At 65.5% G+C, this 12,544-nt stretch carries 12 protein-coding genes and 1 pseudogene; 10 read left to right on the top strand and 3 right to left on the bottom strand.

All coding sequences use genetic code 11. From position 1 onward, the window contains the following. Positions 1-745: 745 nt before the first annotated feature. A complete protein-coding gene (locus MXD95_RS09270) occupies positions 746-1,147 on the bottom strand; it encodes an HNH endonuclease (RefSeq protein ID WP_250640143.1) in 402 nt (133 codons plus the stop codon). Between the two features lie 500 nt (positions 1,148-1,647). Here MXD95_RS09270 and MXD95_RS09265 point away from each other — a divergent pair, with 500 nt between their 5' ends. The 7 genes from MXD95_RS09265 to MXD95_RS09235 all read left to right on the top strand — a co-directional run bounded on the left by MXD95_RS09265 (position 1,648) and on the right by MXD95_RS09235 (position 7,477). Then, entirely contained in the window at positions 1,648-1,878 is a 231-nt protein-coding gene (locus MXD95_RS09265; protein ID WP_250640142.1) for a hypothetical protein, read from the top strand. Between the two features lie 423 nt (positions 1,879-2,301). Then, positions 2,302-2,844 carry a GNAT family N-acetyltransferase gene (locus tag MXD95_RS09260; protein WP_250640141.1) on the top strand — a complete coding sequence of 181 codons (543 nt, stop codon included), beginning with the start codon at positions 2,302-2,304 and terminating at the stop codon, positions 2,842-2,844. Between the two features lie 108 nt (positions 2,845-2,952). Further along, the gene (locus tag MXD95_RS09255; protein ID WP_250640140.1) at positions 2,953-3,129 is read left to right on the top strand and encodes a hypothetical protein; all 177 of its coding nucleotides are present in this window, start codon (positions 2,953-2,955) and stop codon (positions 3,127-3,129) included. A gap of 715 nt (positions 3,130-3,844) precedes the next feature. After that, the gene (locus tag MXD95_RS09250) at positions 3,845-4,597 is read left to right on the top strand and encodes a reverse transcriptase domain-containing protein (RefSeq protein ID WP_250640139.1); all 753 of its coding nucleotides are present in this window, start codon (positions 3,845-3,847) and stop codon (positions 4,595-4,597) included. A 96-nt stretch (positions 4,598-4,693) separates the two neighbouring features. Then, positions 4,694-5,023, top strand: coding sequence for a hypothetical protein (locus MXD95_RS09245; protein ID WP_250640138.1), 330 nt, complete (start codon positions 4,694-4,696; stop codon positions 5,021-5,023). 125 nt (positions 5,024-5,148) lie between these two features. Continuing rightward, positions 5,149-6,852 carry a recombinase family protein gene (locus MXD95_RS09240; protein ID WP_250640137.1) on the top strand — a complete coding sequence of 568 codons (1,704 nt, stop codon included), beginning with the start codon at positions 5,149-5,151 and terminating at the stop codon, positions 6,850-6,852. After that, on the top strand, positions 6,770-7,477 hold the full coding sequence (locus MXD95_RS09235; protein ID WP_250640136.1) for a group II intron maturase-specific domain-containing protein: 708 nt from the start codon (positions 6,770-6,772) through the stop codon (positions 7,475-7,477). The genes MXD95_RS09240 and MXD95_RS09235 overlap by 83 nt, the downstream gene beginning before the upstream one ends. A gap of 529 nt (positions 7,478-8,006) precedes the next feature. On the opposite strand, the gene MXD95_RS09230 is transcribed toward MXD95_RS09235, so the two are convergent. Beyond that, a complete protein-coding gene (locus tag MXD95_RS09230) occupies positions 8,007-8,294 on the bottom strand; it encodes a hypothetical protein (protein WP_250640144.1) in 288 nt (95 codons plus the stop codon). Here MXD95_RS09230 and MXD95_RS09225 point away from each other — a divergent pair. The 3 genes and pseudogenes from MXD95_RS09225 to MXD95_RS09215 all read left to right on the top strand — a co-directional run. Further along, positions 8,229-8,981: pseudogene (locus MXD95_RS09225) on the top strand (IS66 family transposase); the annotation flags it as partial. The gene MXD95_RS09230 and the pseudogene MXD95_RS09225 sit on opposite strands and share 66 nt — an antisense overlap. Positions 8,982-10,353: 1,372 nt before the next feature. Beyond that, on the top strand, positions 10,354-11,211 hold the full coding sequence (locus tag MXD95_RS09220; RefSeq protein WP_250640135.1) for a NucA/NucB deoxyribonuclease domain-containing protein: 858 nt from the start codon (positions 10,354-10,356) through the stop codon (positions 11,209-11,211). A gap of 114 nt (positions 11,212-11,325) precedes the next feature. Further along, complete coding sequence (locus MXD95_RS09215; RefSeq protein ID WP_250640134.1) at positions 11,326-11,841, top strand: hypothetical protein; 516 nt, start codon at positions 11,326-11,328, stop codon at positions 11,839-11,841. 283 nt (positions 11,842-12,124) lie between these two features. Here MXD95_RS09215 and MXD95_RS09210 read toward each other — a convergent pair whose 3' ends face one another. Further along, positions 12,125-12,376 (bottom strand): hypothetical protein, encoded by a 252-nt coding sequence (locus MXD95_RS09210; RefSeq protein ID WP_250640133.1) that lies wholly within the window; start codon positions 12,374-12,376, stop codon positions 12,125-12,127. Between the last annotated feature and the right edge of the window lie 168 nt (positions 12,377-12,544).

Genomic DNA, 12,544 nt, shown 5'->3' with positions numbered 1-12,544 from the left:
AACAACTACCGAACGTTAACGATCGTTACAGATCAACGGGAATGGTGCGGAAATCCAGCCGGTGCATCCAGGCTGAGGCCACAGGGCGATGCCCTGGATGCGCACACCCTCCGAACCTCACACGACCGCCGGCGCGCGCCAACCTTCGTGCCACCGCTGGCCGATCGCTTCGCCGCCACGATGCGGGACATCCTGTCCGGGCTGCCGGCGGTCAAGGCCTGCGGAGCCCAGCTCTCGCGAGTCCGGTGTGGACCCCGCGAACTACCGGGCGCGCCAGGGCGAAACTTGACAGAGCGTGAATCTGGAATAACGCGGGTCGGCAAGACGACGATTCGCCGTCGTTACCCATAGCGCGTTCGGCACTTCTCACGGAGTGTCCAGCATGTGGAGTGCGCCACACAGTGAATGTCACGCGTGTTGAGCAACTCGCACCTTCTGTTGCGAGTTATGGGCGGAAGTGGGCCGAGGAGGATCCTCGCGCCCACCCCTCCTCGCTACCGGCGGTTCGGCGCGAGGATGACGGTGAGAACGATCAGCGCGAGCGTGACCATCTCCGGCGTCATGGGGCATCACCTCCCGCGCCCAGGGGAGCGAAGCGACGATGTCGCTTCCGGCGGGCACCGTTGCCCGCCGTCCAGGAGGCCCGCCGGAGGCGGCCATGTCCAGTTGTCGATCGCGGTCATCATCCCAGCCTGGCCGGCGGCCTCGCGCGGCGGGGCGCCGGTCCGATGGTCCGGTTGGCAGGTCAGGCCGCTGCGGCCCGGAAGACCTGGCGGCCGTGCCAGGCGATGTATTCCACGTCCCCAAGAGGAACACCGGGTTCAGGTGCGGCGAGCGGACGTCCAGCAAGGTCTTGGATCGCCCGGCCAGATGAGGAATCGGCTGTGTAGAGCTCGGAGATCTTGATCGTGCGGTTGGGGGTGAGTCCGAGTACGCCAAGATCGAGCAGCGTGTGGTGCAGCGAGCAGAGCGCGAGGCCGTTCGCGAGCGTGTCGGGGCCGTGTTGGCTGTGCCAGCGGACGTGTGCGGCTTCCAGCCCGACCGGGGTTGCCCCGAGGCGGCCGTCAAAGCCGCATGCGGCGCATGCGTAGCCGTAGACGCGAAGCACCTGCGCGGCGAAGGCCGCGGCGCGACGCCGTCGCCGCACCGCGGCCAGATGGAATCCATCGGCGAGCAGCGTCGTGTCCAGACCGCTGGCGTCTCGTACGAGGCGCCGCTCTCTACCGGTCCTTCCATGTCTGGCTACCTCATCCGTGGACGGAAAATAGCAATGGACCGCCTTCGACGTGACAGTGACACGCCATGTGACGCACGGGCCTGTCACCCTCTTTACAGATTCCTGTCACACAGTGTGGCATAGAGGGCAGGTGATCTATCCCTGCCGACTTCGCTGAGGACCTCATGGCTGAAGCAGTACCGCGTTCCTTTTCCATTGAGACTCCTTCAGAGGTGAGCCCCCGCTGCTCGGGTGCGGCCAATTTCTGGTGAGCTCATTGTGCCAAGGCGATCACGCCCACCTGCCGACACATCCCAGCGGCAACCGCTGTTGCCGTTGTTCGAGGATGTTCGTCCCCGCCGCCCGGGGGTCTCGCGGACCCGCCGAGCGGCGGGCCCGATGGTAGTGGCATCACCACGGAGCCCACGCCGATGAGCATCGTCGCCGCCTGCCTGGCCGCGGCCTCGCTCCCGCTGCTCGCCGGCCTGCTCCTGCGCTACCTTCCCGACGCGGTCCTGACCCTGCTCGCCGGACTGATCGCCCTGTTCAGCCGCCACCCCGCGCGCGCCCGACGCGCCCTGACCCTCCTACGTCTCCTCCGCGGCACCCCAGCCAAAACACGACCCCGGCCCCGGACAGGACCGCCCGGGGCCTCCGGATAGAGCCGGAGGGTCTGTTGGAGCCCCTCGTGGAGAGTCTTGTGGAGGGGGTATGCCAGCTGACCTTTTGGCCCGGGGACGCCGCCCGGGCGCGGGCGGTGGGGTGGCTGGCCGGTAGACAGGCGGGGTGGATCCTGCTGACTCTGCCGGCTCGTCGCCGCGGCGGCGCCATCGCGCGCATGGGAGTCCGCCGCAGGGGCGGTACCGGGTGCGTGTGGCCAGCCATGCCCCGGTCATCGTCTAGCAGGTGTCGCAGCAACCGGAACCACACCGCGGCGTGCACCGGGCGGCCGGGAGCCCGACGCGCCAGACGGGAGGACCGCCGAGGCGATCATCATTCTGGAGCGGGTAACCACGGACTGTGGTTCCCCGAGCTGTCCGGTGGCCCGTCAGCGGGCCGGCGGGCCGGCGGCGGGACGATGAGGAATGGACACCCGGGAGTGCCAGGAACAAGACCTTGAACTGCTGGAAGCCTGCATGCCCTCGCCCGGGCAGACCCGGCGACACGCCATCAGGTTCGAACGCCAGCAACGCGGCCTCAGCACCTATCTGATCGCCTGGGTCGACGACGTCCCCGTCGGAACGGGTGAGATCTTGTGGCAAGGATGCGCCGCACCCGAAGTGAACCAGCGCTACCCCCAGTGCCCCGAACTCAACGGCCTGGCCGTCTGGCCCGCCGAACTGCAGTCCCAGGGCATCGGAACGGCTGTCGTCCGCACCGCGGAAGCCCTGGCACACGACCGTGGGCACCACCAGATCGGACTCGGCGTCACCGACGACAACCCGCGCGCCGCAGCGCTCTACCAGCGGCTCGGCTACCAGGAGACCGGCTGCTGCTACCTCGACCGCTACCACTACCTCGACGACCACGGCCACCGCCACGACGTCGCCGACCCGGCACGGTTCCTCGTCAAACAGCTCCAGGTAGGACAGCAGGAGCACCCGACAGCCGGAGTCAGGGCATCCTGAGCGGGCCACCCGTCGATATCTGACTCCGCCACAGCGCGTCGGACAGCAGCGGTTTTCCGCTCCGTTCGGGCCACCAGATGTCGCGAGGTGGCGACGGCACGAGCGTGGGTGCCCTCGGCCGGAGAACCGGGAGATCAGCGTGCGGTCGCGCCGCCGAATCGCGGGTTTTCCTCCCACCAGTGGAACCCGCCGGGGTCGCCCATGGTCGTCCTGGACGCGTTGACCCTGTCCCGCGACGTCGTCGCCGAGTGGCAGCTCCTCCTGCGGTCCGTCGGCCTGCTCTAGACCCCCTCGTCGGGGGTGCGGCGGGCGAGGGGGGACTGTCCGACCTCGGGCTCTCGCGCACTTTCGGTTTGCGCCGTGAGGCGCTGTGGTTCGAGTGGAGGTGAGAGACCGTGCGCCACGAGGCGCTGTGATCCGTGTGCGGGTGTGAGACCCGCGTCGCCGTTCCGTCGCAGCGGAGCGGCAGAAGCTGGGGGCAGCCGGGTCTGGTGAGACGACGGGACCGGGTGGGGAGCAGCCCCGACAACGACGGGACGCACCGGCACTACCGGACGGTGCGGGTCCGGCAAGCGAGACGGGAAGGTGGACGCGAGGAACCAGCGTTGTAAAGCTCCTTAAGACCTCCGCCAGCTCGAAACCCGGTGGATCTGGGCTGGATAGCGGTGCGTACCGCCTGCACGGGCGGGAACTCCTGGATCGGATTGATCTTGCTGGTCGGGAGGCCACGGTGAAGGACTGCGGCGTAACCGTGGCGATGCCGCAGGGGCAAAGCTGGCCGCCTCACCCGACGAACGGAACACAGTGAACGTGGGAACCATCTCGGAGCCCCCGCCCGATCCCGCACTCCAGACGGGTCGGCCGGGAAGGCGCGTCGTCCGCCGATGGCCCGAGGTGGGGCGGAGGGCCGGTAGTAGTCCGAGGGCGGGAAAGCCGTCCACATGGCGAAGCGACCCAGCGGATTCACGTAGTTGAGGAACTGCAAGGGACGGAGACACTGGTGAACACCGGTGAGCTGTGGTCGGACCCTGACGGGGCCCGGCTGCGGGTACGACGGATGCAGACCAAGCTGCACCGATGGGCGGTCGATGATCCCGACCGCAGGTTCGATGACCTCTACAACCTCGTGCATCACCCCGATTTCCTCACGGTCGCGTGGGAAAGAGTGAGGGGTAACAAGGGGGCGCGCACCGCAGGCGTGGACCGGGTGACCCCGGCCTCCATCGCCGACGACGCCGACGTCGTGGTCTTTCTGGCTAATGCGCGGGAGCAGTTGAAGGCCCGCGCGTTCATCCCTTTACCGGTGCGGGAACGCCTGATTCCTAAGCCGGGTAGCGGGGGAAAGCTCAGGAGGTTGGGAATTCCCACCGCGACGGACAGGCTTGTGCAAGCTTCCCTCGTGCTGGTCCTGGAACCGATCTTTGAGGCGGATTTCAAGCCGGTTTCCTACGGCTTCCGCCCCGAGCGTCGGGCCCAGGACGCGATCGCCGAGATCCACCACTTCGGCACCAAGGGCTATCACTGGGTGCTGGACGCGGACATCGAGGCGTGTTTCGACAACATCGCGCACTCCGCTCTTCTGGAACGAGTGCGCCGACGAATCGGAGACAAGCGAGTTCTCGCCCTGGTCAAGGCATTCCTGAAGGCGGGCATCATGTCTGCCGACGGCGCGACCCGGGACATGAACACCGGCACACCCCAGGGCGGCATCGTTACGCCCCCAACGCAGTTGGCAACTTCGAGTTCAAGGTGACGCTGAGCTACCGGCGCCTGGAGCGGCCTCGGCGTGTCGACGTGACCGTGTGACACAGATGGTAGTAGTGATCTGCCTGTGGGTGATCACTCTCGGGTGGGTGCAGGCGAGTATGCCGAGCGGGTGAACGCTGCGGCACGGCTGCTGGAGGGCGGCGTCCCGGCTGTGGACGTCGCCCTTCTGCTGTCCTCACGGTTTTCCGTGTCGCTGCGTCAGGCCCGGCGATATGTGGTTCACGCGGAGTCCGGCGGACCGGTTCCGGTGCCCGAGCCGAATGTCGTGTTCACCGTCAAGCTGCCCGCGGTGATAGCCGAGCGTATACGTGCCGATGCCCGCGGGCGCGGTGCGACGATTTCGGCGGTGGTCGCGGGTGCGCTGAGGGACTATCTCGTGTCGGCCGATGTGGGGCGTCCGACGGATGAATGAGCGGGCGATCGCCTTGGAGTACGTGTTCGACCGTCACGCCGCCCGGGATCTGTCGATTGCGTATGGAGTTCTGGTCCCGCCGCGGCGTTTGAGGATTCACAACGATCAACAGAGAGGAGACGCTCATGACGAACGTGGCGATTTATGCCCGGGTGTCGTCGGACCGGCAGAAGAAGAACGAGACGATCGTCTCGCAGACGGCGGCGTTGCGTGAACGTGTCAGCCAGATGGGAGCGACGCTGCCAGAGGAATGGGTCTTCGAGGATGATGGTCATTCCGGTGCGACGCTGACCCGCCCGGCGTTGGAGCGGCTGCGGGACCTGGTGGCGGCCATACAGATCGACGTGGTTCTGTGCTATTCACCGGACCGGCTCGCGCGGAAGTTCGCTTACCAGGCTCTGCTGATGGAGGAGTTCGCGCGGGCGGGTACCCGTGTCGAATTCGTTAAGGGGCCCCGCGGGGACAGTCCGGAAGACCAGCTGATGGTTCAGTTCCAGGGAATGTTCGCCGAGTATGAGAAGGCCCAGATCCTGGAGCGCTACCGGCGTGGGAAGGCCCACCGTGCACGGGCGGGATCGGTGAACGTGCTGTCCGGCGCGCCGTTCGGATATCACTACCGGCGCCGCTCCGACCACCTCGGCGCCGGCTACGAGGTCGTGGCGCACGAGGCGATCCTGGTCGCCGAGATGTTCCGCCGCTACGCCGACGAGGGCGCCTCCATCGCCGAGCTGGCCCGCTGGCTGATGGAGAAAGGTGTGCCGACTCGCACCGGCAAGAACCGCTGGGATCGGTCGGTGATCTGGGCGATGCTACGGAATCCCACCTACAAGGGGAAGGCGGTGTTCGGGAAGACGATGGTCGACAACACGCCGGCCGGGCTGAACCGGGTGGCACGGCTGCAAGGGCGCTCGACGGCACGACCGACCAGGGTCGTCGATCGGCCGCGTGACGAGTGGGTCGAGATTTCCGTTCCCGCTCTTGTCAGCGAGGAGGTTTTCGACCGGGTCGCAGCCCGACTGGAGGAGAACAAACGCTTCGCCCCGCGCAACACGAAGACGACCCCATCGCTTCTGCAGGGTCTCGCCGCATGCTCGGCATGTGGTTACGGCTACTACCGCACCTCGACACGAACCTCGAACAAGAAGATCTACTACTACCGGTGCCTCGGGTCCGACGACTACCGTTACGAGAACGGCCGGGTCTGCTGGAACAAACCGGTCCGCGCCGACTACCTCGACGACGTCGTCTGGGAACACATCACGAAACTCATCAGCGATCCGACCCTCATTCACGCCGAGATCGACAGCCGGCTGCGTCAGGCCCGTAATTCGGACCCCGCCAAGCGTGAGCACGAGCAGGTCGAGCTCGCGCTCACGAAGACCACCACCGCCATCGCCCGCATGATCGAGGCATTTCAGGAACAGCTGATCACGCTCGACGAACTCCGCGCGCGAATGCCCGAGCTACGCACCCGCGAGACGAACCTCCGCGGCCAGCTCGACGCGCTCGACAGCCAGATCGCCGACCGCGACCTTTACCTCACCCTCGCGGCCGACCTTGAGGGATTCCTGTCACAGCTGAGCGAGAACGCGAAAAGCACCCAGATCGCCGACCGCCAGCGCGTCCTGCGACTACTCGTCAAGAACGTTCTCATCGGCCCCGAGAAGATCATGATCCGTCATCGGATCCCACTTCGACAGCGATCCGGAGCCGACAGTAGCCCGGCCGCCAGCTCCGATACGGAGGGTGACCGGTCGGCCAGTTGCCAACTGCGTTGGGGGCGTACTCTCGCCGCTGCTGGCCAACATCGCCCTGTCCGCGCTGGATGAACATTTCTGCGCCAAATGGGACGCCCACGGCAGTGGCGGCAGGCGGACAGCACACCGCAGGCGCGGAGGAGCCACCTACCGGATCGTTCGCTATGCGGACGATTTTCTGATCATGGTGTGTGGTGCCCGAGCCCATGCGGAAGCGCTGTGGGAGGAGGTCGAGGCCGTCCTGGCCCCGCTGGGGCTTCGACTGTCCGCGGCCAAATCCCGAGTCGGCCACATCGATGAGGGGCTGGACTTCCTCGGCTTCCATATTCAGCGGAGGCGCAAGCGAGGCACCAGCAGGTACTACGTCTATACCTATCCGTCGAAGAAGGCATTGGCCTCGATCACGGAGAAGGTGCGGGCGGCCACCAGCAAGAGAGGACAACGTACCCTCGCTCACCTGCTTCGCCAACTCAACGCGGTGATGCGGGGATGGTGTTACTACTTCCGGTTCGGGTCGTCTACAGCCACGTTCCACTATCTCGACGCCTTCAGTTGGCGTCGGGTGACCTTGTGGCTGAGGAAACAGCATCCCGGGATCGACTGGAGGACTCTGCGACGGCGCTATCTGACCGGCGATCCCGGTTGGCGACCCGAAGAGGACGGGGTCATGCTGTTCGTTCCCCAGCGGGGCAAGTAACCCGGTATCGCTGGCGGGGCTACAACATCCCGACACCATGGGCGAGATCCGCGACGGCCTGAGCCGCGTGGCCCCAAGGGAATCCGTGGAGCGCCGGATGCGGTGAGAGTCGCATGTCCGGTGCGGAAGGCGGTCCGGGGAAACGGGCTGGTAGCAATACCAGTACCGCGTCCCGGGCCGACCTTACTTCACCGCCTGCTCTGTCGCGGCAGGGTGGGTGGAGCTGAGGGCAGCCGTGCGACGTGAGGTCGCGTGATGGGAGTGATCGCAACGGCCGAGGGATCGAGGGAGGTGACGTTCGACGTTGCGATCGGGCGAGTGTCCAGACGCTCTCCCCGCCGCGGCATGCGACCTGGGTAACCGGGTGGTGTGTATTATAGTCGCGGTTTTCCGATCTGTGATCGTGCTGCCGCTTAGCATGATGCCATGTGTGCTGACTGTGGTTACATCAGGTGATCTGCTTCCTGGCCGTGGAGGGCTACGCGGTGCCGGTTGCGGTGGCGGCGGTGAGCCGGGTGCTGTAGTGGTGTCAGCGGGCCGCGGCTTGGTGGCGGCGCCGGCGTAGCGACCAGCGCAGCGCGAACGCGACCGCCGCCGCGCTGATCAGCCCGGCGGTGTAGCGGGCGGCGAGGTGGGCAAGCCGGGCGGTCTCGGCGATCGACAGCCGGATCGGGGCGATACCCGGCGGGCAGGGCAGGCCGGAGCGGGCCGGGACGGCGGCGTCGCCGAGCGGGATGATCAGGTTGGCGTCGCTGAGCCGGTCGCACACGCGGACGAGACCACCGCCCGCGCCGACGGCGCGCTGCGCTACCTGCACGTCGCGTGCACCGACTACCTGACCGTGATGCACGTCGGAGACCATTCGGCCGCCACGATCGACGCCGGCGGGGTCTGGCCGACGTTCACCGGGGTGCTGGTCCGCGACGGCTACAGCGGCTACGCCCACCTGGCCGGGGCTCTGCACGCCTGGTGCGGCGCCCACCTGCTCCGCGACCTGCGCCAGGTCCATGACGGTGACCCACCCGGGCAGGTCTGGGCCGACGCGCTGGCCAGCACCCTGCTCGACGCCCACCACGCCGCGACCGCCGCCCGCGCGGCCGGCCGGCACACCCTCGACCCGGCCACCCTGGCCGAGATCCGTAACCACTATCTCGGCGCGCTCGCCCGCGGCGAGACCGACAACCAGGGGAAACGCAGCCCGCTCGCCCAGGATGCCCGGGTGCTGATCCGCCGGTTCCACCGGTATGAGGACATGATCCTTCGGTTCGCGACCGACCTGACAGTCCCGTTCTCGAACAACCTCGCGGAACGCGACGTCCGACCAGTCAAGATCCAGCAACGGGTATCCGGTGGCTGCTGGCGAACCCTGACCGGCCTCGCGGACTTCGCCGTCGTGCAGTCCTACCTGTCCACCGCCAGCAAATGGGGCGTCGACACCCTCGACGCCCTCGTTCAACTGTTCACCACGGGCCCCTGGCTCCCACCCGCCGCACACCCGGCCTGAACAGCACATTCAGCCTCGACCTCAGCTGAACAGCTACCTCCGCCCCACCTCGGGCCATCGGCGGACGACGCGCCTTCCCAGCCGACCCGTCTGGAGTGCGGGATCGGGCGGAGGTTCCGAGATGGTTCCCACGTTCACTGTGTTCCGTTCGTCGGGTGAGGCGGCCAGCTTTGCCCCTGCGGCATCGCCACGGTTACGCCGCAGTCCTTCACCGTGGCCTCCCGACCAGCAAGATCAATCCGATCCAGGAGTTCCCGCCCGTGCAGGCGGTACGCACCGCTATCCAGCCCAGATCCACCGGGTTTCGAGCTGGCGGAGGTCTTAAGGAGCTTTACAACGCTGGTTCCTCGCGTCCACCTTCCCGTCTCGCTTGCCGGACCCACACCGTCCGGTAGTGCCGGTGCGTCCCGTCGTTGTCGAGGCTGCTCCCCACCCGGTCCAGTCGTCTCACCAAACCCCCCCGGCTGCCTCCAGCTTCTGCCGCTCCGCTGCGACGGAACCGGCGGCGCGGGTCTCACACCCGCACACGGATCACAGTGCCTCGTGGCGCATGGTCTCTCACCTCCAGTCGAACCACAGCGCGAACCAAAAGTGAGCCAGAGCCGGAGTTCGGACGCTCCAATCCCGCTGCGCCTCGGCGCCACCTTCACGATCCTTATCGAATGGGATCTCCCCGGCGGCCCCTACATCCCTCGCGATGCCCATAGCTAGACCCTCTTTTCATCTCGAATCAACCAACGCAAGCCCAAGGTAATAGCTACCAAATGTTGCCATGTAGACACATAGAGTGCAAACCTCCCCTCCAAGCTGCACAGATCTAGCGGCTTTCTGCAACACAAGGTGACCTAGTCGTGTTCGGACGTTATTGCCCGGAAGTGTCGGACTCTGTAGCGTGGCGACGCCGATCGACACAGTTGATTACTTTGAGTAGCAGGCGGAGGGGATGGTCAAAATCTTCCGAAGGGTAAAGCGGCTCCGTGTCCCTCTCACGATCACGCTCATAGCCTCGGTAGCCTTCGCGATCACCTCGACAGCACAGGCTGCCGCTCCGGGTTCGCGGGCGACTCCCCCGGTTGCCAGGTCCACGCACGGCAAGATCAGCCCGGTTCCTCCTGGCGTCATCAGAAACATTAAGCCTGGTGGATCGGCGGAAAGCTGCAGCAGTCGCGGAACTACCAAGATCTGCGACGGCGTTAGTGCGGATGCCGCGGCGCCGTCCAGCGCTTCCCGCCAGGCTGCGGTCAGCGCGTTGGAGTCCGATGACGGGTCGCCTGACTGCGCTTACCTCGCCGCGCACAGAAACGGCGAGACACTGCAGGAATATTCGAGTGGTCGATTTGAATCGTGCCATGTCGAGCAGAGGCGACACAATGTGATCGAGAATGGCGAGGAGGTGGCTTTTATGGTCTACGATGTCTACTGGGCGCAGCATATTTTGCCACCATCCTCGCTGAATTGGACCACCCAGCTTACTTTTCACTACATAACCGAGTTCAACGAGCCGACTCTTAGATTTCAGCAGATTAGCTATGACAACGGCCTGTCCTGCCGGGAAAACATTGGAGGCGGCGTCGGGACGATTGAAATCTCCGAGTCCAATCCCGTCGGGTCCGAGACTTGGAATCCCGACTGTGATGACCCGGGCTACCCCAACGTCGGGTGGACGAACACAGCTGCTGTGTCGTACGAATCCTATATCCCAGGATACATTGACGTGTTCGCCGGTGTAAATATGGACATCACCGATGACCAGGCGATCCGCTGCGACCATCTCCGCGGTAACTACAACGCCGGATGCGTGGTCGTAGGAACGACGCCGATCATACCGATGTCGATGTCTGACGGCGTGTACGGCGTGGCGGCCCGCAACTACGCCACGGCGCAGGACACGCTCCAGGGAAACCCCGGCCGGCACGGGCGAGGAAAAACGGACGGGAACCTGCTCTACTACACGAGCGATCAGTCACTGCAGGACAAGAACAGGACTAATAAATGCCGCAACTTCGTCACCAGTCCAGGAAACCAGTGTGACGAATACCCGCCTGCCACTACGACGCGGGAGGACGACTATGATGCCTTGGGTAACTGGCAGGGCGTTCGCGGTGTGACGTATGAGGTGTATGATATTTCTGCTACCGCGAACAACGGGGCTGGAAACGCCCTTCGGGTTGGGTACGGAGGCAACAGGATTGTCGACGGAGACGGATTCTACATCGAGCTTACCCCCTAGACAATCCTAGTTCGGGCCGAGTACTGGTCGTGGGGCGGCATTCGTCGCTGGACCGCCGTCAGCGTGCCGCCTCACGACCTGCCCATCACCGCCGTCCTTCGATACTATGGGCTTATGCATGAAGAGCTTGTATTCACGCAACCAGCCCAGTTCGTGCTCTATGGAGACGGCCTGCCGGACCCCGGTGAAGTTCCGGTGGTAGCGGGGAACGGGCTCGTGGAAGTCCGTCGCGGCGCTGTCATGATTTTCACCGGCGCCCAGTACAAGCAAGTCCACGTGAGCGTCGAAACCCTCGATGAGGCACCTGCTCTACCTGGTTCCGACTGGACCGAGGTCGTCGAGGTGAGTTTCACCGTACGCAACGGCGTACTGCGAATAGGAGGTGTTGATCTCGGGCCGAAAGGCTCCTCGCCGAACTTCGCCATTTCAGATGTGGACGAGTATCGCGTACGTTTCTCGGCCCGAGGAAGAGACGATGCGTGGAACTACGCGGAACATGGTTCCGAAGACGAGGAAGAGTCACCGATTCTCGAATATCATCTGATCGAGATATGGCCCGCCCCCCCGGCTCCACCGCAGGCCCTGCGTCTGACAGATCGTACTGGAACCTCGTACCGCACCGGCGGATAAGCTATCGCCGAACTTGCCCTCTAAACGCCGCCCGAGTACCAGGCTCGGGCCAATGCCGCTTCCGCTAAGTGGGTCAAGTTGCGGCCTGGGGTTTTGCCGGGTTACGAGCCGTATCGTGGGCGGTGCGGGGTGGCGGGTGCCGTGGTGGCTGGGTTTCTTGACCGGGTACTGGTTGTGGCGGGCACGACGGACGGCGCGGGGGTAGGTGCGTTCGCGGCGGGTGTTGAGCCGGGTCGGCCGGGTGATGTCGGCGGCGATCTCGTCGAGAGTGTGTGTGCGCTGATCAGGGGGAAAAAGCCGGGTCGGTGGCGACCCGGTCCCGGATGATCCTGGCGGTGCGTGTGAACCTGATCCGGTCGGGGTCGGTCCCGGCGGCGGTCGCGGCCTGGCAGGTCAGGGCGGTGATCGCGTGGTGGGTGAGCAGGTAGCCCCGGATTTCCTGGTAGACGGTGTCGGGATGCTTCGAGTGCAGAATCCGGCCCGGTCCGCGCAGGTAGGTTTTCAGCCGGCCGGACGGGCTGCCGCAACGTGTCAAGCGCTGCCAAATAGGGTGTTCTACCAGCATGTTTTACGCTGCGTGATGACGGGATGTGTCGCGAAATGACAGGCGTCACCGCGCTGTTCGTGGCCACACCGCGGCCACAATGATCATGAATGGGTGGTCCGGCTCCCGGTTGGGGAGCCGGACCACTAGGACGATCAG

This window comes from Frankia sp. AiPa1 (genome assembly GCF_023243075.1).
Lineage (GTDB): Bacteria > Actinomycetota > Actinomycetes > Frankiales > Frankiaceae > Frankia.
This window is presented reverse-complemented; position numbering and strand designations above follow the sequence as displayed.

Bases quoted from the DNA above. Each gene is read 5' to 3' on its own strand.
- MXD95_RS09265 (WP_250640142.1), top strand. From the start codon at position 1,648: ATGAGCATCGTCGCCGCCTGCCTGGCCGCGGCCTCGCTCCCGCTGCTC.
- MXD95_RS09260 (WP_250640141.1), top strand. From the start codon at position 2,302: ATGGACACCCGGGAGTGCCAGGAACAAGACCTTGAACTGCTGGAAGCC.
- MXD95_RS09240 (WP_250640137.1), top strand. From the start codon at position 5,149: ATGACGAACGTGGCGATTTATGCCCGGGTGTCGTCGGACCGGCAGAAG.
- MXD95_RS09215 (WP_250640134.1), top strand. From the start codon at position 11,326: ATGCATGAAGAGCTTGTATTCACGCAACCAGCCCAGTTCGTGCTCTAT.